Source organism: Noviherbaspirillum suwonense, from assembly GCF_900182955.1.
Classification (GTDB): domain Bacteria; phylum Pseudomonadota; class Gammaproteobacteria; order Burkholderiales; family Burkholderiaceae_D; genus Noviherbaspirillum_A; species Noviherbaspirillum_A suwonense.
Genome location: NZ_FXUL01000006.1, coordinates 228,096 through 248,193, shown reverse-complemented (window position 1 = coordinate 248,193; position 20,098 = coordinate 228,096). Strand labels below are relative to the sequence as shown.

The 20,098-nt window shown below is 65.9% G+C and carries 19 protein-coding genes; 13 read left to right on the top strand and 6 right to left on the bottom strand.

What is annotated here, in order from left to right; all coding sequences use genetic code 11:
- Positions 1-624: 624 nt before the first annotated feature.
- Positions 625-1,731: a recombinase RecA gene (gene recA, locus QOL82_RS11105; protein ID WP_283442323.1), complete on the bottom strand. Its 1,107-nt coding sequence runs from the start codon at positions 1,729-1,731 to the stop codon at positions 625-627.
- Between the two features lie 232 nt (positions 1,732-1,963).
- On the opposite strand from recA, the gene QOL82_RS11100 reads away from it, so the two are divergent.
- The 8 genes from QOL82_RS11100 to QOL82_RS11065 all read left to right on the top strand — a co-directional run bounded on the left by QOL82_RS11100 (position 1,964) and on the right by QOL82_RS11065 (position 10,680).
- Positions 1,964-2,662 (top strand): response regulator, encoded by a 699-nt coding sequence (locus QOL82_RS11100; protein WP_283442322.1) that lies wholly within the window; start codon positions 1,964-1,966, stop codon positions 2,660-2,662.
- A gap of 6 nt (positions 2,663-2,668) precedes the next feature.
- Positions 2,669-4,171, top strand: coding sequence for a sensor histidine kinase (locus tag QOL82_RS11095; RefSeq protein WP_283442321.1), 1,503 nt, complete (start codon positions 2,669-2,671; stop codon positions 4,169-4,171).
- A gap of 1 nt (position 4,172) precedes the next feature.
- Complete coding sequence (locus QOL82_RS11090) at positions 4,173-4,442, top strand: DUF4212 domain-containing protein (RefSeq protein ID WP_283442320.1); 270 nt, start codon at positions 4,173-4,175, stop codon at positions 4,440-4,442.
- The gene (locus QOL82_RS11085) at positions 4,432-6,468 is read left to right on the top strand and encodes a sodium:solute symporter family protein (protein ID WP_283442319.1); all 2,037 of its coding nucleotides are present in this window, start codon (positions 4,432-4,434) and stop codon (positions 6,466-6,468) included. The genes QOL82_RS11090 and QOL82_RS11085 overlap by 11 nt, the downstream gene beginning before the upstream one ends.
- A 69-nt stretch (positions 6,469-6,537) precedes the next feature.
- The gene (locus QOL82_RS11080; RefSeq protein WP_283442318.1) at positions 6,538-7,953 is read left to right on the top strand and encodes a circularly permuted type 2 ATP-grasp protein; all 1,416 of its coding nucleotides are present in this window, start codon (positions 6,538-6,540) and stop codon (positions 7,951-7,953) included.
- 1 nt (position 7,954) lies between these two features.
- Complete coding sequence (locus tag QOL82_RS11075) at positions 7,955-8,923, top strand: alpha-E domain-containing protein (RefSeq protein WP_283442317.1); 969 nt, start codon at positions 7,955-7,957, stop codon at positions 8,921-8,923.
- A gap of 4 nt (positions 8,924-8,927) precedes the next feature.
- The gene (locus QOL82_RS11070; protein WP_283442316.1) at positions 8,928-9,725 is read left to right on the top strand and encodes a transglutaminase family protein; all 798 of its coding nucleotides are present in this window, start codon (positions 8,928-8,930) and stop codon (positions 9,723-9,725) included.
- A gap of 73 nt (positions 9,726-9,798) precedes the next feature.
- The gene (locus tag QOL82_RS11065) at positions 9,799-10,680 is read left to right on the top strand and encodes a proteasome-type protease (protein ID WP_283442315.1); all 882 of its coding nucleotides are present in this window, start codon (positions 9,799-9,801) and stop codon (positions 10,678-10,680) included.
- Positions 10,681-10,846: 166 nt separating this feature from the next.
- Here the strand turns inward: QOL82_RS11065 and QOL82_RS11060 are convergent, their stop codons facing one another.
- The 3 genes from QOL82_RS11060 to purM all read right to left on the bottom strand — a co-directional run bounded on the left by QOL82_RS11060 (position 10,847) and on the right by purM (position 12,692).
- Positions 10,847-11,083, bottom strand: coding sequence for a hypothetical protein (locus QOL82_RS11060; RefSeq protein ID WP_283442314.1), 237 nt, complete (start codon positions 11,081-11,083; stop codon positions 10,847-10,849).
- Between the two features lie 147 nt (positions 11,084-11,230).
- Positions 11,231-11,611: a VOC family protein gene (locus tag QOL82_RS11055; protein ID WP_283442313.1), complete on the bottom strand. Its 381-nt coding sequence runs from the start codon at positions 11,609-11,611 to the stop codon at positions 11,231-11,233.
- A 37-nt stretch (positions 11,612-11,648) separates the two neighbouring features.
- Entirely contained in the window at positions 11,649-12,692 is a 1,044-nt protein-coding gene (gene purM, locus QOL82_RS11050; protein WP_283442331.1) for a phosphoribosylformylglycinamidine cyclo-ligase, read from the bottom strand.
- Between the two features lie 265 nt (positions 12,693-12,957).
- On the opposite strand from purM, the gene hda reads away from it, so the two are divergent.
- The 5 genes from hda (at position 12,958) to panB (ending at position 17,061) form a co-directional block, all read left to right on the top strand.
- Entirely contained in the window at positions 12,958-13,644 is a 687-nt protein-coding gene (hda, locus tag QOL82_RS11045) for a DnaA regulatory inactivator Hda (RefSeq protein ID WP_283442312.1), read from the top strand.
- Positions 13,641-14,315, top strand: coding sequence for a histidinol-phosphatase (locus tag QOL82_RS11040; RefSeq protein ID WP_283442311.1), 675 nt, complete (start codon positions 13,641-13,643; stop codon positions 14,313-14,315). Before hda ends, QOL82_RS11040 begins: the two co-directional genes overlap by 4 nt.
- The gene (gene pcnB / locus QOL82_RS11035) at positions 14,308-15,669 is read left to right on the top strand and encodes a polynucleotide adenylyltransferase PcnB (RefSeq protein ID WP_283442310.1); all 1,362 of its coding nucleotides are present in this window, start codon (positions 14,308-14,310) and stop codon (positions 15,667-15,669) included. Before QOL82_RS11040 ends, pcnB begins: the two co-directional genes overlap by 8 nt.
- Positions 15,666-16,151: a 2-amino-4-hydroxy-6-hydroxymethyldihydropteridine diphosphokinase gene (gene folK, locus QOL82_RS11030; RefSeq protein WP_283442309.1), complete on the top strand. Its 486-nt coding sequence runs from the start codon at positions 15,666-15,668 to the stop codon at positions 16,149-16,151. The genes pcnB and folK overlap by 4 nt, the downstream gene beginning before the upstream one ends.
- A gap of 79 nt (positions 16,152-16,230) precedes the next feature.
- A complete protein-coding gene (gene panB / locus QOL82_RS11025) occupies positions 16,231-17,061 on the top strand; it encodes a 3-methyl-2-oxobutanoate hydroxymethyltransferase (RefSeq protein ID WP_283442308.1) in 831 nt (276 codons plus the stop codon).
- A 1,209-nt stretch (positions 17,062-18,270) separates the two neighbouring features.
- Here the strand turns inward: panB and can are convergent.
- A complete protein-coding gene (gene can, locus QOL82_RS11020; protein WP_283442307.1) occupies positions 18,271-18,936 on the bottom strand; it encodes a carbonate dehydratase in 666 nt (221 codons plus the stop codon).
- Positions 18,937-18,976: 40 nt separating this feature from the next.
- Complete coding sequence (locus QOL82_RS11015) at positions 18,977-20,095, bottom strand: FAD-dependent oxidoreductase (protein ID WP_283442306.1); 1,119 nt, start codon at positions 20,093-20,095, stop codon at positions 18,977-18,979.
- Between the last annotated feature and the right edge of the window lie 3 nt (positions 20,096-20,098).

The following is a 20,098-nucleotide window of genomic DNA, read 5'->3' as shown; positions in this document are numbered from 1 at the left end:
GCTGGCCTGCCGGACGACCTAGCCGGGTTTCGGCCCGGCAGCCGACCTACTTCTCTTGCTTCGCCAAGAGAAGTAGGCAAGAGAAGGCGACCCCGATGATGGCGCCCCGCTGCGCGGGGTGCACACGCCGCCAGCACCGAAATCGGGAAGCGTCCGAAACTCGCTTCGCTCAGACAGCGGACGCTTCTTTATCCGATTTCGGCACTGGCGACGTGTCACCATCGACGGGGATTCACGGCAACGGCAGCGACAACTTCATAAGCAACGGCAGCGACAACGGCGACGGCCACGGCAACGACATGCGACGGGTATGTGTACGGGAAACCCTTCGATACACTCTTTGCGCGAGCAGTCAGGAAGAACGGGGGGCGTGGGACGGCGGGATAAAAGCAACTGCAACTGTCGCTGCGCGGAACATCAACGGCAACGGCAACAACAACTGTCGCTGCGCGGAACGGCAACTTCTACGGCAACTGTCGCTGCGCGGGCAACTACATCGGTGTACGCAGACTTGTTCAATACAAAAGGGCCTACCAGTAACGGTAGGCCCTCTTTGCTTTTACATCTGAGCTCTTACATCTGAAATAGGAAAGACATGGCATTCCATGCCCCCATCCGTCACACCTATTCAGCTGCGCCAGCTTCCTTCACTTCCTTGGATTCCTTTGCTTCGCGGGCAGGCTTGCCGGCTTCCATGCCCTTCGGCACCGGCAGCAGCGGCACACCCAGCGACGCACGAACCTTGTTCTCGATTTCCAGCGCCAGCTCCGGACGTTCCTTCAGGAAATTACGCGCATTGTCCTTGCCCTGGCCGATGCGTTCGCCGTTATAGCTGTACCACGCGCCGGACTTCTCGACGATCTTGGCGTCGGCGCCGAGATCCAGGATCTCGCCTTCGCGGGACGTGCCTTCTCCGTACAGGATGTCGAAGTGGGCTTCCTTGAACGGCGGTGCGATCTTGTTCTTGACGACCTTGACCTTGGTCTCGTTGCCGATGACTTCGTCGCCGGACTTGATCGAGCCGGTGCGGCGGATGTCCAGGCGGACGGAGGCGTAGAACTTCAGCGCATTGCCGCCGGTCGTGGTTTCGGGGTTGCCGAACATGACGCCGATCTTCATACGGATCTGGTTGATGAAGATGACCAACGTGTTGGTGCGGTTGATCGAGCCGGTCAGCTTGCGCAGCGCCTGCGACATCAGGCGGGCCTGCAGGCCGGGCAGCGAGTCGCCCATGTCGCCTTCGATTTCGGCACGCGGCGTCAGCGCCGCCACCGAGTCCACCACGATCAGGTCGACGCCGCCGGAACGCACCAGCGCATCGCAGATTTCCAGTGCCTGCTCGCCGGTGTCAGGCTGAGAGATCAGCAGTTCCTGCAGGTTGATGCCCAGCTTCTGCGCATAGCCGACGTCCAGCGCATGCTCGGCGTCGATGAAGGCGCAGGTGCCGCCCATCTTTTGCATCTGTGCAATGGTCTGCAGGGTCAGCGTGGTCTTGCCCGAGGACTCGGGGCCATAGATTTCGACCACGCGGCCACGCGGCAGGCCGCCCACGCCGAGTGCGATATCAAGCCCGAGCGAGCCGGTCGAGACGACCTGCACTTCTTCGGCGACAGCGCCGTCGGCCATGCGCATGACCGAACCCTTGCCGAACTGCTTTTCGATCTGGGCCAGCGCTGCGGCGAGCGCCTTGGTCTTGTCTGCGCCGGATATTGCTGCTTTTTTATCGTCCATAAATTTCTTTCAGCGTGAGATCAACATCAATAAAGGTTTGATTCAACGAATTTATTTCACAGCCAGTACTGTACAAAAATCCAGTACTTTGTGCAAGCAAAACCTCGGTTTTTTATAGAGTCTGCCGGTACACTATTCGTTCGCTGAGCGTCGTTTAAAAGTCGGCAGTTTACTTGCCGGCCCACAAGAATACCAATAGACTCGCGCCAACCTGGAGGAGACCGGTTCTACCATGCGAATTCTGCTCGCCGAAGATGACAGTGTGCTGGCCGACGGCCTCACCCGTTCGCTGCGCCAGTCCGGCTATGCCACCGATTGCGTCAAGAACGGCCAGGAAGCCGACTCGGCGCTCTCCACCCAGGAATTCGACCTGCTGATCCTCGACCTCGGCCTGCCCAGGATGGCGGGCCTCGAAGTGCTGCGGCGGCTGCGTTCGCGCAATTCCCGGCTGCCGGTGCTGATCCTCACCGCCAACGACTCGGTCGACCAGCGCGTCAAGGGGCTGGACCTCGGCGCCGACGACTTCATGGCCAAGCCGTTCGCGCTGTCCGAGCTGGAAGCCCGGGTGCGCGCGCTGGTGCGGCGCGGCGTCGGCGGCGGCGGCGCGCTGATCCACCACGGCCCGCTGTGCTACGACCAGGTCGGCCGCATCGCCACCATCAACGACCAGATGCTGGACCTGTCGGCGCGCGAGCTGGGGCTGCTGGAAGTGCTGCTGCAGCGCACCGGGCGGCTGGTGTCCAAGGAACAGCTGGTCGACCATCTCTGCGAATGGGGCGAGGAAGTCAGCAACAACGCCATCGAGGTCTACGTCCATCGGCTGCGCAAGAAGATAGAAACCGGCGGCATCCGCATCGCCACGGTGCGCGGCCTCGGTTATTGCCTGGAAAAATTCAGCGAGCCGTCGGTTCCCCCTGCCGTCGCCGGTTGACGCGTGATGGACCGCGCGCCGCCGCCCGCGCCGGCCAGCGCCGGGTTCGACCATCCGGAGGAGCAGATACAGCGCTCGCTGTTCGGCGAAATCCTCGACTGGATGCTGGTGCCGCTGCTGCTGCTCTGGCCGATCAGCATCGGCATCACCTACGTGGTGGCGAAGAATATCGCCAACCAGCCGTTCGACCGCGCGCTGGACGACCGGGTCACGGTGCTGGCGCAGCATGTCAAGGAAGTCAACGGCCGGCTGACCGTGCCGCTGCCGGCCGCGGCGCGGGACATGCTGCGCGCCGACGATGTCGACAATGTCTATTACCAGGTGCGCGCCCCGGACGGCGCGGTGGTCGACGGCGACCGCGACCTGCCGCCGCCCAAGCTCGAGGACGACCTGCCGCCGTGGTCGGTGCAGCTGCGCTACGACAGCATGCGCAACAGCGAGGTGCGCGTCGCCGCGGTCTATGTCGACCTGCCGCCGGACGCGCCCGACGCCGAGCGCCGGCAGGCGCTGGTGCAGCTGGCCGAAACGCTGGACAAGCGCGTCGATCTGGCCAACCAGATCATCAAGGGCGTGATCCTGCCGGAATTCATCATCCTGCCGATCGCGCTGGCGCTGGTCTGGTTTGCGCTGTCGCGCGGCCTGAAGCCGCTGGTCGAGCTGCAGCAGCACATCCGGGCGCGCCGCACCGACGACCTGTCGCCGATCGATTCGAGCCACGTTCCCGAGGAGATCACGCCGCTGGTCGGCTCGCTCAATTACATGCTGGAGCAGCTGTCTCAAAGCATACAGATGCAGAAGCGCTTCATCGCCGACGCCGCGCACCAGATGAAAACCCCGCTGGCCGGCATGCGCATGCAGTCCGAACTGGCGCTGCGGCAGAACAGCGCGGAAGAGATCCACCGTTCGCTGGAACAGCTGGCCAAGAGCTCGGAGTCAGCCACCCGCCTGGTCAACCAGCTGCTGGCGCTGGCGCGCGCCGAGAACCAGTCGCCGCAGACCAGCCCCTTCCTGCCGATCGAACTGTCGGAGCTGGCGCGCAGCGTGGTGCAGGACTGGGTGCAGATGTCGTTCGCGCGCGCGATCGACCTCGGCTTCGAGCAGCCGGGCCGCCCGCTGATGGTCGAGGGCAATCCGACCATGCTGCGCGAGCTGCTGGGCAACCTGATCGACAATGCGCTGCATTACACGCCGGCCGGCGGCACGGTGACGGTGCGGGTCCGCGCCGATGCGCAGCGCCGCCTGGCGATACTCGAGGTCGAGGACACCGGGCCGGGCATCGCGCCGTCCGAGCGCGGCCACGTGTTCGAGCGCTTCTACCGGATACTCGGCAGCCATACCCAGGGCAGCGGGCTGGGACTGGCCATCGTGCGCGAGATCGCGCAGCAGCACGGCGCCGAGGTCGAGATCTATAACAATCCGCACATCCTCGACAAGAACGCGCCCGGCTCGCTGTTCCGGGTATCGCTGCGGATGAGCGAGCGGCCCGCGCTGGCCGGGGAGACTGCCTGACATGCCGCATCGTGAATTCCAGCGCCGCGCCGCCCTCTGGCGCCGCATCCAGCGCCTGACCCTGCTGCTGCTGGCGGTCTGGTTCGGCGTGACCTTCGCCGCGATCTTCTTCGCCCGCGAGCTGGCCGGGCTGACGCTGTTCGGCTGGTCGGTCTCGTTCTACCTGGCCGCGCAGGGCGCGCTGCTGGTCTACCTGGCCATCGTCGGCATCTACGCGCTGGCCATGCGCTCGCTCGATGCGCAGCGCGGAAATGACAGCCATGGCGGATAAGGCCTACACCCGCCAGCTCACCCGCTACTACCTGCTCTATACCGCGGGCTTCATCCTGTTCCTGGCGGCGCTGGCCATCCTCGAAAAGGAAGGCTTCCCGCGCACCTGGATCGGCTACCTGTTCATCTTCTCCACCATCGTGCTGTATGCCGGCATCGGCGTGATCAGCCGCACCGCGGACGTCAGCGAATACTATGTCGCCGGCCGGCGCGTGCCGGCGGTCTTCAACGGCATGGCCACCGCCGCCGACTGGATCTCCGCGGCCAGCTTCATCAGCCTGGCCGGCGGCCTCTACCTGCAGGGCTTCGACGGCCTGGCCTACATCATGGGATGGACCGGCGGCTACGTGCTGGTGGCGCTGCTGATCGCGCCCTACCTGCGCCGCTTCGGCCAGTACACGATTCCCGACTTCCTGGCCGCGCGCTACCCCGGGCGCTACAACGGCAATGTCATCCGCATCCTGGCGGCGCTGGCCACCATCGTCATCTCCTTCACCTACGTGGTCGCGCAGATCTACGGCGTGGGCCTGATCACCTCGCGCTTCACCGGCATCGACTTCTCGATCGGCATCTTCCTGGGCCTGGCCAGCATCCTGGTCTGCTCCTTCCTGGGCGGCATGCGGGCGATCACCTGGACCCAGATCGCCCAGTACATCATCATCCTGGTCGCCTACATGATCCCGGTGGTGTGGCTGGCGGCCAAGCACACCGCGGTGCCGGTGCCGCAGATCGCCTACGGCAAGGCGCTCGCCAAGCTGTCGGAGCGCGAGGCGGTGCTGGCCGTCGACCCGGCCGAGGAGGAAGTGCGGGCGGTGTTCCGCAAGCGCGCCGACGACAGCGATGCGCGGCTGGCCGGCCTGCCGCACTCGTGGGAGGACGGCAGGCTGCAGGCGCAGCGCCGGGTGGAGGCGGCGAAGACCGGCAATGCATCGCTGCTGGACATCCGCGCAGCGTCGCGCGCGCTCGCCAGCTATCCGAAGGACAGCGCCGAGGCGCAGCGCGTCTGGACCGAGGAGCGGGCCGCCGACCTCGCGCGGGCCGCGCCGGTCACGCCGCATGTGCAGCCGTTCCCCGGCCCCGACAAGGCCAGTTCCGACATCCGCCGCAACAACTTCCTGGCGCTGGTGCTGTGCCTGATGATGGGCACCGCCGCCCTGCCCCATGTGCTGGTGCGCTACTACACCACGCCGTCGGTGGCCGAGGCCCGCAGCTCGGTGTTCTGGACGCTGCTCTTCATCATGCTGATCTATACCGCGGTGCCGGCGCTGGCGGTGCTGGTGAAATACGACATCTACAGCTCGCTGGTCGGCTCCGACTTCACGAAGCTGCCCGCATGGGTTTCCTACTGGGCCAGCATCGACCGGCTGCATCCGCTGGTGCAGATCACCGACATCAACGGCGACGGCATCGTGCAGCTGGCCGAGATCGCGCTGGACGGCGACATGGTAGTGCTGGCCACGCCGGAAATCGCCGGCCTGCCCTACGTCGTCTCGGGGCTGATCGCCGCCGGCGGCCTGGCCGCCGCGCTGTCGACCGCCGACGGCCTGCTGCTGACCATCTCCAATGCGCTGTCGCATGACGTGTACTACAAGACGCTGGACCCGAAGGCGTCGACCCAGAAACGGGTGACGATCTCCAAGCTGCTGCTGCTGGTGGTGGCGCTGGTGGCCGCCTATGCGGCGTCGCTGAAGCCGGGCGACATCCTGTCGCTGGTCGGCGCCGCCTTCTCGCTGGCCGCCTCGACGCTGTTCCCGGCGCTGGTCGCCGGCGTGTTCTGGCGGCGCGCCAACCAGCCCGGCGCCATCGCCGGCATGCTGACCGGCTTCGCCGTCTGCGCGTTCTACATGCTGCACACCAATCCGGCGCTGGGCGGTTCGGCCGCCGGCCAGTGGCTGCACATCGCGCCGATCTCGGCCGGCGTGTTCGGCGTGCCGGCCGGCTTCGCCGCGCTGGCGCTGGTCAGCCTGCTCACCAACGCGCCGGACGAGCGCATCCAGGCATTCATCGATCAATTAAGGACGCCGTGACGCTTCCTGCTGGCATGTTTCTTGATACAGTAGGTCCTACGCCAACCGGCAAATCACAGCGGAGCAAGCATGCCAACGTTTTTCGATGAAATGTATGCCGACGGCGCGACCACGGTTCGCGAGCACTATCGCGAGTTCCAGGCATGGCTGTCGGAGCAGTCGCCCGAGACCATCGCCAGCAAGCGGGCCGAGGCCGACCTGATCTTCCGCCGCGTCGGCATCACCTTCGCCGTCTACGGCGACGACGCAGGCACCGAGCGGCTGATCCCGTTCGACATCATTTCCCGCATCATCACCGCCCGCGAATGGGAAGGGATGGAAGCCGGACTGGTGCAGCGGGTGACGGCGCTGAACATGTTCATCCACGACATCTACCATGACCAGAACATCGTGAAGGCCGGCATCATGCCGGCCGAGCAGGTGTTCCGGAATGCGCAGTACCGGCCGGAGGTGCAGGGCATCTCGGTCCCCTCGGACATCTATGCGCACATCGCCGGCATCGACCTGGTGCGCGCCGGCCAGGGCGAGTTCTATGTACTGGAAGACAACCTGCGGGTGCCGTCCGGCGTGTCCTACATGCTGGAAGACCGCAAGATGATGATGCGGCTCTTTCCCGAGCTGTTCGCCCGCTACAAGGTGGCGCCGGTCGCGCATTATCCCGACATGCTGCTCGACAACCTGCGCTCGGTCGCCCCGGTCGGCGTCGCCGACCCGACCGTGGTGGTGATGACGCCGGGCATGTACAACTCGGCCTACTTCGAGCATGCGTTCCTGGCGCAGCAGATGGGCGTCGAGCTGGTCGAAGGCAAGGACCTGTTCGTCAACGACAACTTCGTCTACATGCGCACCACGCGCGGCCCGAAGCGGGTGGACGTGATCTACCGCCGCATCGACGACGACTACCTCGACCCGCTGTCCTTCAAGGCCGATTCCACGCTGGGCGTGCCTGGCCTGCTGTCGGTCTACCGCGCCGGCCGCATCACGCTGGCCAACGCGATCGGCACCGGCGTGGCCGACGACAAGTCGATCTACCCGTTCGTGCCGGAAATGATCCGCTTCTACCTGTCGGAGGAACCGATCCTCAACAACGTGCCGACCTGGCAATGCCGGAAGAAGGACGACCTCGCCTACACGCTGGCGCACCTGCCCGAGCTGGTCGTCAAGGAAGTGCATGGCGCCGGCGGCTACGGCATGCTGGTCGGCCCGGCCTCGACCAAGGCCGAGATCGAGGACTTCCGGCAGCGCATCATCGCCCGACCCGAGGGCTATATCGCCCAGCCGACGCTGGCGCTGTCCGCCTGCCCGACCTATGTCGAATCGGGCATCGCGCCGCGCCATATCGACCTGCGGCCTTTCGTCCTGTCGGGCAAGACGGTTTCGATGGTGCCGGGCGGGCTGACCCGCGTGGCGCTGAAGGAAGGCTCGCTTGTGGTGAATTCGTCGCAGGGCGGCGGCACCAAGGACACCTGGATTCTGGAGGAATGACATGCTGAGCCGCACCGCCGACCATCTTTTCTGGATGGCGCGCTATACCGAGCGCGCCGAAAACACCGCCCGCATGCTGGACGTGAACGTGCAGACCGCCCTGCTGCCGCAGTCGGCCGAGGACACCGAGCGCGGCTGGCGCGCGATGCTGGGCATCTCCGAGCTGCAGGACGACTTCGACCGCAAGTACGCGAAGCTGACCGCGCGCGACGTGATCGACTTCATGGCGCGCGACCCGGCCAACCCGTCGTCCATCGTCTCCTGCCTGGCCAGCGCCCGCGAAAACGCGCGCGCCGTGCGCGGCACGCTGACCACGGAGGTCTGGGAAACCCATAACACCACCTGGCTGGAGATGCAGAACCAGCTCCGCGGCAGCCGCCTCAAGAGCGACCCCAGCCCGTTCTTCGAATGGGTGAAGTACCGTTCCCACCTGTCGCGCGGCGTCACCATCGGCACCATGCTGAAGGACGAGGCGTTCTACTTCATCCGGCTGGGCACCCACCTGGAGCGGGCCGACAACACCGCGCGCATCATCGACGTCAAGTTTCATGGCGCCGTCAGCGACAAGGACAGCAAGGACGACAAGGACGGCGGCCAGGACGCGCACCGCGACTTCTATTACTGGGCGGCGATCCTGCGCTCGGTGTCGGCCTTTGAAATCTATCGCAAGGTCTACCGCGACGTGATCACCCCGGCCCGGGTGGCCGAGCTGCTGATGCTGCGTCCCGACATGCCGCGCTCGCTGATGGGCTGCATGGAGGAAGTCGTGGCCAACCTGAGCCAGGTGTGCAACGACAATTCGGCCGCCACCGAGCGCTTCGCCGGCCGCCTGCATGCGCAGCTGAAGTTCGCGTCCATCGAGGACATCCTGGAGCAGGGCCTGCACGACTACCTGGACCGCTTCCTGGCCGACATCAACGAGCTGGGACATCGCGTGAGCCGCGACTTCCTGCTGCCGATCGGAGCATGAATCCATGATGCTCGCTATCCGGCATGAAACGATCTACCGCTACACCGCGCCGATGTTCTACACCATCCAGCAGCTGCGCCTGACGCCGCGCTCGGAGCCGCACCAGCGCATCCGAGAATGGCGGGTGAAGTCGCCCGGCAGCTGCCACCGCTATCTCGATGCCTATGGCAACGAGTCGCACATCCTGACCGTCAACGGCATGCATGACGAGATCCGCATCGTCGCCGCCGGCAGCCTGGATGTCGACGAACTGGTGCGCGGCCGCCTGGACGACCAGGACAGGCTGTCGCCGCTGGTCTACACGGTCACCACGCGGCTGACCGAGGCCGACGCGGCGCTGGCCGACTTCGCGCGCCGCAACCTCGACGGCAAGGACAGCCGTGCCGCCATCGCGCTGGCCGAATCCATCACCGGTGCGGTGTCGTACCTTACCGGTGCAACCGAGGTCACCACGACGGCGCAGGATGCACTGAAACTGGGCAAGGGCGTGTGCCAGGACCATGCGCACCTGTTCCTGGCATGCTGCCATGTGCAGGGCATCCCGGCCCGCTACGTGTCGGGCTATATCGATCCGGGCAACAGCGACCATGCCGAAAGCCATGCCTGGGTCGACGTCTGGGTCGAGGACAGCGGCTTCGCGGGCTGGGTCAGCATCGACGTCACCCATGCAAAGTTCCAGAATGCGCAATACTGCCGGCTAGCGATCGGGCGCGACTACGACTCGGCGGCGCCGGTGCGCGGCGTGCGGCGCGGCGGCGGCGTGGAATCGATGGAGGTGCATGTCAGCGTCGAGCGCCGCTAGCCGCTAGTCGAATTGGGCTGGTCCGGACCGCAGTTCGCTGCGGTACAATCAACGTTTTGCTTCAACTGCCATCATGACTTACTGCGTCGCCATGCGTCTCCACGCCGGCCTGGTTTTCCTTTCAGACTCGCGCACCAATGCCGGCATCGACAATGTCGGCACGTTCCGCAAAATGTACGTGTTCGAGAATCCCGGCGACCGCGTGATGATGCTGATGACCTCCGGCAACCTGTCGCTGTCGCAGGCGATCCGGCAAATGATCAGCGAGCATGTGACCGCCGAGGGCAAGACCATCTGGACGGTCACCAGCATGTTCGAAGCCGCGCAGATCGTCGGCGAGGCGATCCGCCTGGTCTATGCGCGGGACGCCAAGGCGCTCGAGGAATTCGGCATCGACTTCAATGTGCGGATGATTTTCGGCGGCCAGATCGGCAAGGAAGGCTGCCGGCTGTTCCAGGTGTATTCCGCCGGCAATTTCATCGAGTCGCACGATGAAAATCCCTACTTCCAGATCGGCGAATCCAAGTACGGCAAGCCGATCATCGACCGCGTGATTACCCCACACAGCAGCCTGGACGAAGCCGCGAAGTGCGCGCTGATCTCGATGGACTCGACGCTGCGCTCCAATGTCTCGGTCGGCCTGCCGCTGGACCTGTTGGTCTACGAGGCCGGTTCGCTGGCCATTACCCGCTTCGTCAACATCACCGAGAAGAACCGCTATTTCCAGATGATCCGCGGCATCTGGGGCGAGCAGCTGAAGCGCATTTTCGAAGGCATCGACGACCCGGTCTGGAACGCGCCGGACCAGACCCTGCCGATCGCGCTGTCTGTCGCCGGCGACCGCAGCCACCCGGTGCGGATACAGCCGCCGCCGGAACTGCGCGTGCAGCCCAAGAGCGAAATGCCGCCGCCGCTGCAAAGCGTCGCGCAGGAAAACGGCGGCGGGCAGCACTAGATAAGAGAGCTGGTGTGTGGGCCGCGGGCTTCGTGCGCGGCTGGCGACATGTGCGGCTGGTGACTAGCGGCTGGCTCGCTGTCTGCCTGATAGCGCAGCGGCAAGCCCGGAATCGCCGGACAATCCTCGCCGGGCAATTTGCGCAGGAGTCGACTAGGTGGCCCGGTCAGCTGCCGGCAGGCAGCTTGAACTTGAGATTCTTCAGGGCCGCGGAAAACAGGCCGGCGGTTTGTTCCCTGGTGCAGCCGGGCTTCAGTTCCATGAAGCCATCGGCAACGAGCTTGTCGAGCAGGCGGGCGACAAATTCCTCCGGGGGCACCTGCCCCAACGCGGCCGCCATTTCCTCCAGCCTGTCATTCACATAAGCGGCGCTCTCGCTCTGCCCCGATTCGACTTTCGACATCGTATCCTCCCCATCCAGGTTAATGCCGCGCATGCATTGTTAATGCACGGCTGCAGTAAGTGGGGCCAGACAGATATAAGTTCAGCAGGCGCACGCGACGGATGCCGCCGCGGCGCAGTCGCAGCTCAGTTGCAGCTCAGTTGCAGCTCAGTCGTAGCTCGACACTTCGATCAGGTTCAGGTCAGGGTCGCGGAAGTAGACCGACCATATCGGCCCGGTCGCGCCGGTGCGGCGCACCGGGCCTTCGACGATGTCGACGCCGGCGGCCCGGATATGCGCTTCGGCGTCGGCCAGCGGCACGCCGGCGATCAGGCACAGGTCGGCAGAACCGGGCGTCGGCCGGTGCGCCTTGGGCTCGAACTCGCGGCCCTGCCGGTGCAGGTTGATCTTTTGCGCGCCGAACGTCAGCGCGCGGCGGTTTTCGCCGAAGGTGACGACCGTCATTCCCAGCACCCGGGTGTAGAAGTCGCAGGTCGCGTCGATGTCGGCGACGGTCAGCACCAGGTGGTCGAGGCGCGCGATCTGCATGATGACTGGCCTTCCCTGTTGACCGGACTTACCCGGCTTACTCGACGATGGTCTGCGCTTCGTCGCCCTGGCGCTCGCGGATGGCGCCGATGCGGAACACGGTCTCGCCGGCCGCCTGCATCTGCGCCATTGCGGCGTCGGCCTGGTCGGCGGCGACGATGACCGCCATGCCGATGCCGCAGTTGAAGACGCGATGCATCTCGGCGTCGGCCACGCCGCCATGCTGCTGCAGCCATGAAAACAGCGGCGGCATGGTCCAGCCGTCGCGCTGCAGCACCGCGGTAAGGTTAGGCTGCAGCACGCGCGGGATGTTTTCCACGAGACCGCCGCCGGTGATATGCACCATGCCGCGCACTTCCATCGACTGCATCAGCGCCAGCAGCGGCTTCACGTAGATGCGGGTCGGCTCCAGCAGCACGTCGGCCAGTGGGCGGCCGTGGAAGTCGGCATTCAGGTCGGGCTGGGCGACCGAGATGATCTTGCGCACCAGCGAGTAGCCGTTCGAGTGCGCGCCCGAGGACGCCAACCCGAGCACCACGTCGCCGGGACCGATTTTCCTGCCGTCGATGATGGCCGACTTTTCGACCGCGCCGACCGCGAAGCCGGCCAGGTCGTATTCGCCATCCGGGTACATGCTGGGCATTTCAGCGGTTTCGCCGCCGATCAGCGCACAGCCGGCCAGTTCGCAGCCGCGGGCAATGCCCTTGATGACATCGGTGGCGCTGGGCACGTCGAGCTTGCCGCAGGCGAAATAGTCGAGGAAGAACAGCGGCTCGGCGCCCTGCACCAGGATGTCGTTGACGCTCATCGCCACCAGGTCGATGCCGACCGTGTCATGCCGGTTCAGGTGAAAGGCCAGCTTGAGCTTGGTGCCGACGCCGTCGGTGCCGGACACCAGCACCGGCTCCTTGTACTTCTTGCTGATCTCGAACAGCGCGCCGAAACCGCCTATGCCGCCGAGCACGCCTTCGCGCATGGTCTTCTTGGCAAAGGGCTTGATCGCTTCCACCAGGGCATCGCCTGCATCGATATCGACACCGGCGTCGCGGTAGGAAAGGGAGACTGGGGAATCGGAACTCATCATGTGATAGTCGGTGGAGACGGTAAAATAGGCGGTTTTTGGCCGGAATGCTTTCGGCGAGACCCGCATTTTATCAAACGAGCACTTCAGCCGCCGCATTCATGCCATTTTCTTTGACCACGGAACCGAGCCGCCGGCGCGCCAGCCAGGCACTTGCCGGCAGGCGCGCGCTGGGCGATGATGCATGCTGCAAATCGACAACATTGTCATATACACACGGTTCCATCCAGGATAGCCCCGCTTGAACCGCCTTACCACGCCACGCATGAGACAGCTGCTGCTGGACCTGATTGCTGAAAAGCCGCAAACCCTGGCCAATTTCGAGGCCGGGAAAAATGCCGAGCTTTACCAGCTGCTGTGCCGGCTCGCCGCCGGCCCGGCCGCCAGCGCCAGCAGCGAGCGCTTCGTCTACCTGTGGGGCCGCGCCGGCGCCGGCAAGACCCACCTGCTGCGCGCGCTGGCGGTGGCGCCCGACGCCCGGTATATCGCCGCCGCCAGCGCGCCCGACGCCTTCCTGTACGACCCGGCATGCCGGACCTACCTGGTCGACGACTGCGAACAGCTGTCGGCCGACGCCCAGATCGCCGCCTTCAACCTGTTCAACGAGGTCCGCGAGCATGGCGCGCTGATGGTCACCGGCGGCGCGGTGCCGCCGGCCTTCCTGCCAGTGCGGGACGACCTGCGCACCCGGATGTGCTGGGGCCTGACCTACCAGGTCCACGAGCTGAGCGACGAAGAAAAGATCGCCGCGCTGAGCCTGGCCGCCGCCGCCCGCGGGCTGACCGTGTCGCCGGGCGTGCTGCCCTACCTGATTACCCATTTCCAGCGTGATATGCGATCCTTGTCCGCGATGCTGGACGCGCTGGACCGCTATTCGCTCGAAACCCAACGACATATCACGTTGCCGCTGCTGCGCGACCTGCTGCAACTGGAAGAAGAAACCAAGCCATGACCAAGCTGACCCTGTTCGACCTCGACCACACGCTGCTGCCGCTGGACTCCGACTATGAATGGGGCCAGTTCATGAGCCGCATCGGCGCGGTCGACCCGGTGGAGTTCAAGCGCCGCAACGCCGAATTCTACGAGCAGTACCAGGCCGGCACGCTCGACCCGGTGGCCTACCTGGAATTCGCCTTCGGCACGCTGGCGCAGTTCCCGCGCGCGCAGCTCGACGCCTGGCACCGGCAGTTCATGGACGAAGTGATCCGGCCGGCCCTGAAGCCGAGCGCGCTGGACCTGGTGCGGCGCCACCGCGACGCCGGCGACCTGGTCGCCATCGTCACCGCCACCAACCGTTTCGTCACCGCGCCGATCGCCGCCGAATTCGGCGTCGAGCACCTGATTGCGGCCGAGCCGGAAGTCGATGACGCCGGCAACATCACCGGCGCGTTTCGCGGCACGCCGCCCTACGGCGCCGGCAAGGTGGTCAACCTGAACAAATGGCTCGCGGCGCGCGGCCAGTCGCTGGACGGTTTCGATCGCAGCACGTTCTACAGCGACTCGCAGAACGACATTCCGCTACTGCAGGCCGTCACCCACCCGGTGGCGACCAATCCCAATGCCCTGCTGGACGCGCATGCGAAAGCACGCGGCTGGCCTATCCTGAACCTGTTCAATGATTAAAAAGCTCATACGGCGCATCCTCGGCAAGGCGGAGGAAGCGGCCGACCCCACCCAGCCTGTCGTTCTCGGCCCGCAGGAACATGGCATCAACCCGGCGCTGGTGTCGAACAATGCGATCCGCGTGACGCAGAGCCTGCAGGAAGCCGGCTTCAAGGCCTTCCTGGTCGGCGGCGCGGTGCGCGACCTGCTGCTGGGCGTCAAGCCCAAGGACTTCGACATCGCCACCAATGCGACGCCGGAGGAAGTCAAGCGGCTGTTCCGGCGCGCCTTCATCATCGGCCGGCGCTTCCAGATCGTGCATGTGATGTTCGGCCAGGACCTGCTCGAAGTCACCACCTTCCGCGGCGCGGCGGTGGAGGCGGCGCCCAAGGACGAGCACGGCCGGGTGCTGCGCGACAACACCTTCGGCGAGCAGCACGAGGATGCGCTGCGGCGCGACTTCACCATCAACGCGATGTATTACGACCCGGCGACGCAGATGGTGCTCGACTACCACGGCGGCATGGCCGACATCCGCAGCCGCACGCTGCGCATGATAGGCGTGCCCGAGGAACGCTATCGCGAGGACCCGGTGCGCATGCTGCGCGTGGTGCGCTTCGCCGCCAAGCTCGGCTTCGAGATCGACCCGTCGGCGCAGGCGCCTATCCCCGTGATGGCCCCGCTGATCAACAACGTGCCGGCCGCCCGCGTCTTCGACGAGATGCTGAAGCTGCTGATGAGCGGCCAGGCGATGGCCTGCCTCGAACGGCTGCGCAGCGAAGGCCTGCATCACGGCCTGCTGCCGCTGCTCGACGTGGTGATGGAGCAGCCGCTGGGCGAGCGCTTCGTGCGCCTGGCGCTGGACAACACCGACCTGCGCATCAGGCAGGGCAAGCCGGTGTCGCCCGGCTTCCTGTTCGCATCGCTGCTGTGGCACCAGGTGCTGGAGAAATGGCGCGCCTACCAGGCCGCCGGCGAGCCTTCGATCCCGGCGCTGCACCAGGCCGCCGATGACGTGCTCAACGGCCAGACCGAGAAGCTGGCGCTGCAGCGGCGCATCGCGACCGACATGCGCGACATCTGGGCGATGCAGCCGCGCTTCGAGCGCCGCACCGGCAAGTCGCCGTACAAGCTGCTCGAACATCCGCGGCTGCGCGCCGGCTACGACTTCCTGCTGCTGCGCTGCGAATCCGGCGAACTCGACGCCGAACTCGGCACCTGGTGGACCGCGTTCATGGAAGCCGACGGCCCCGGCCGCGAGGAACTGCTGGCCCGCAAGCCCAGGGTGGAAGGCGAAGCCGCGGCGGCGCCGAAGAAGCGCGCCCGCCGCCGCCGTCCGAAGAGCGAGACCGTGGCGGGCGACAGCGCCGAATGAGCACGGTGTCCGCCTTCATCGGCCTCGGCGCCAACCTCGGCGACGCCCGCGCGACGGTGGAAGCGGCGCTGGAGGAACTCGGCGCGCTGCCCGGCACCCGCGTCGCGGAACGCTCCAGCCTGTTCCGCAGCGCGCCGGTGGACGCCGGCGGCGACGACTACGTCAACGCGGTGGCGCGCATCGAGACCATGCTGCCGGCCGCCGACCTGCTGGCGGCGCTGATGTCGATCGAGCAATCGCACGGCCGCGAACGCACCGGTTACAACGCGCCGCGCACGCTGGACCTGGACCTGCTGCTGTACGGCCGCCAGCAAATCGCCACCGACACACTGACCGTGCCGCATCCGCGCATGACCCAGCGTGCGTTCGTGCTGATCCCGCTGCTGCAGATCGCGCCGCTGATCGAGATACCCGGCATGGGCCCGGCCCACGGCTTCGTGCCCGACGTTGCCGGCCAGGCCATCTCGGTGCTGCGCAGCTAGCCCCGATTTTCATTATCATGACGCGGCGCGTCAGTGCGCATCGCACTGCGCGGATAACAATCATCCGGAGAACAAGCACATGGCAGGCTATCTGCAGGACAACCAGGCTGCGGGACGCAGCAAGCCGGTAACGGCGCCGGCGCTGGGCGCAATGCGCGCCGCCGGCCAGAAGATCACGATGCTGACCTGTTACGACGCCAGCTTCGCCGCGCTGATGGACCGCTGCGGCGTCGACATGTTGCTGGTCGGCGACTCGCTCGGCATGGTGTCGCAGGGGCACCAGTCGACCCTGCCGGTCACGGTGGACGACATGGTCTACCACACCGCCAGCGTCGCCCGCGGCAACCGCACCGCGCTGCTGGTGGCCGACCTCCCCTTCGGCGCCTACGCGACGCCACAGGCCGCATTCGACAATGCCGCCCGGCTGATGCGGGCCGGCGCCCAGATGGTCAAGCTCGAAGGCGGCGCCTGGCTGTCGGAGACCGTCCGCTTCCTGACCCAGCGCGCGATCCCGGTCTGCGCCCATGTCGGCCTGACGCCGCAGTCGGTGCATGTGCTGGGCGGCTTCAAGGTGCAGGGCAAGTCGGTCGAAGGCGCCGAGCAGATGAAGGACGACGCACTGGCGCTGCAGGCCGCCGGCGCCTCGGTGCTGGTGCTGGAGGCGATTCCCGCCGCGCTGGGGCGCGAGGTCACCGAGGCGCTGGCGATCCCGACGATAGGCATCGGCGCGGGACCGGATTGCTCGGGGCAGGTGCTGGTGATGCATGACATGCTGGGGGTATTCCCTGGGCACAAGGCGCGCTTCGTGAAGAACTTCATGGATGGGCAGACCAGCATCGACGCTGCGGTGATGGCGTATGTGGCGGCGGTGAGGGATGGGAGTTTTCCGGCGGCGGAGCATTGCTTCTGAGAGGGTGTGGGTGCCCGGGGAGAGCGGCTGCGCGGCAGCCCTATCGTAGGGTGCTTCGGTACTGGTATGTCGTCGTAGTTGACGTTCCGCGCAGCGACAGTTGCTCTTGACGTTCCGCGTAGCGACAGTTGCGGTTGCGGTTGCGGCGATACCAGTCCCGGTTCACAAGGTGCGATGAAACTCCGTAGGGTGTAATAAGCGAAAGCGCATTACACCATTCGTTGCAAACCGGCGGTGGTGGTTCTTTGGCGAGTGGTGTAATGCGCTGCGCTTATTACACCCACGAGCCACCCGGACAAATCAGAACCATCGGTCTCCTCCGGTACGCCATGACGCGGGATGGATATCAGCCCCGCGCAGCGACCGTTGCCGTTGCCGTTGCCGTTGCCGTTGCTTGTGAAGTTGCAGTTGCAGTTGCAGCTGCAGTTGCAGTTGTCGTTGCAGTGAATCCCCGTTGATGACGCCACGTCGCTGGCACCGAAATCGGATAAAGAAGCGTCCGCTGTCTGAGCGAAGCGAGTTTCGGACGCTTCCCGATTTCGGTGCCAGCGGCGTGGGCACCCCGCGCAGCGGGGCGGCATCTCCGGGGTCGCCTTCTCTTGCCTACTTCTCTTGGCGAAGCAAGAGAAGTAGGTCGGCTGCCGGGCCGAAACCCGGCTAGGTCGTCCGGCAGGCCAGCCGGTATTGCTTCACCCGCCAGCCCGCGTACCGTCGCGAAGCCGCTTCTGCAGTTGGCAACGGCTGCACGTCAGGAACACGCGCCACAGCGCAAGGCGCCGATGCCGCGTCTGCTGACGGGTGAAACATTGAGGCTTCACTGCCGTGGGGAGTAGCCGGGTATTCGGCCCGGCAGCCGACCCGCTTTTTTGCTTCGCCAAAAAAGTGGGGCAAAAAAGGCGCCCCCTACGATGGCGGTCCGCTACGCGGACTGCACGCGCCGCCAGCACCTGAAACGGGAAGCGTCCGAAACTCGCTTCGCTCAGACAGCGGACGCTTCTTTATCCGTTTCAGGCACTGGCGACGCGTCGCCATCTAACGGGGATTCACTGCAACGGCAACGGCTACTGCGACGGCAACGGCAACGGCAATGGCAACGGCCGCTTCAACGGCAATGGCCACTTCACAAGCAACTGCAACTGTCGCTTCGCGGAACGACAACCGCAACCGTCGCTGCGCGGGCCAATACGCTACCCGTACCCGCCCCCAGCATCATTCATACGCCTTGAACGCCTCCGCCAGCGTCTCGGCCAAGTCCTCCGGCGTGTTGATATCAACCCCAAGATCCCGCAGCAATCCATCCTGGATGCCATAGATCAGGCTATGGATAGTCAGCGGCTGCCCCCGCTCCCAGGCATCCTGCACGATCGTGGTCTGGCACAGGTTGGTCACCTGCTCGATCACGTTGAGCTCGCATAGCCGGTCCAGCCTTTCCCTCGACGGCAGCGTATCCCCCAAGTAACGCTCATGCTTCATGTGCACGTCCTGCACATGGCGCAGCCAGTTGTCGGCGAGGCCGACGCGGCGGCCGACGAGGGCCGCATGCACGCCTGAACAGCCGTAGTGGCCGCAGACGATCACATGCTTGACCTTCAGCACGTCGACCGCGAACTGCAGCACCGACAGGCAGTTGAGATCGGTATGCACCACCACGTTGGCAATATTCCTGTGGACGAACAGTTCGCCGGGCAGCAGGCCCAGCAATTCGTTGGCCGGCACCCGGCTGTCGGAGCAGCCTATCCACAGGTATTCAGGGGCCTGCTGGGCGGCCAGCTTCTTGAAGAAATCGGCGTCTTCGGCGCAGATCGCCGCCGCCCACTGTCGATTGTTCTCGAACAGCTGCTGATAGGTGATGTCGCGCGCTTGCTTGCGTCGCATGGTGTTCTCCCTTTTCCGTTCAAATGTTCCGCTACCGCCGTCATACGGTGAAACGCTGGATGAAGCGGCGGTCGATTGCATCCTTCCAGCGCCATACCCAGTCGCCTTCCCAGGTCAGCCCGCGCCATGCGGCCAATGCGTGGCGCGGGCCGGTGGAGACCAGCGACAGGTGGCCCTGCTGCGCGACGTAGGGCGCCAGCGGCTCGCCGGCGACGGTGCGAAGCAGGTTGTCCGCCAGCACCGGGCCCTGGCGCACCGCATACACGCCAGCCTTCGCGCGCGGCTGCAGCGGGTCGGTGGCGATGTCGCCGGCGGCGAATACGTGCGGGTGGCTGACCGAGCGCAGGTGGCTGTCGACATGGACGAAGCCGTCGAGGCAGGCCAGCCCCGACTGCGCCACCCAGCCTTGCGCGCCGGCGCCGGTTGCCCATAACAGCGCATCGTACGCTGCGCTGCCGCCGTCGGCAAAATACAGCATCCCCTCCTCCACCCGCGCCACGTCCGCGCCGCTGCGCAGCGCGATGCCGGCCTTCGCCAGGTGCCGCGCCATGCGGCGGCCGGCGGCGGCCGGGTAGCCGGCCAGCAGTTTACCGCGCGTCACCAGCGACCAGCCGACGCGCTCGCTGCGGCCGGCCATCCGGTGCGCGAGCGCCAGCGCCAGTTCCACGCCGCCGGCGCCGCCGCCGACCACGACGATGTGCACCGGCCGCACCAGTTCGCTGGCGCGGGACTGGAACGCGCGCCATTCCTGCAGGAAGAGGTCGACCGGCTTGACGCCCAGCGCATGCTCGCTCGCGCCCGGCACCTGCGACAGCGGCGGCGTCGAGCCGATGTCGAGCGAAAGGATGTCGAACGGCCACTGGCGGCCCTCGGCGTCGACTGCGAGCCGCCCGTCCGGGTCGAGCGAGACGATGCTGGACTGGACCAGCCCGACGCCGGCGGCCTCGGCCAGGGGCGCCAGGTTCACGTGGGCTTCGTTATGCCGGTAATGGCCGGCGACCAGGCCGGGCAGCATGCCGGAGTACGCGGTCTGCAGGTCGCGCGACACCATCGTCACCTCCAGCCGGTCGCGCCATTCGGGCGCGCGCAGCCGCAGCGCTTCCAGCACGAACAGGTGGCTGTGGCCGCCGCCGGCCAGCAGCAGGCGCTGCTTGCTCATGGC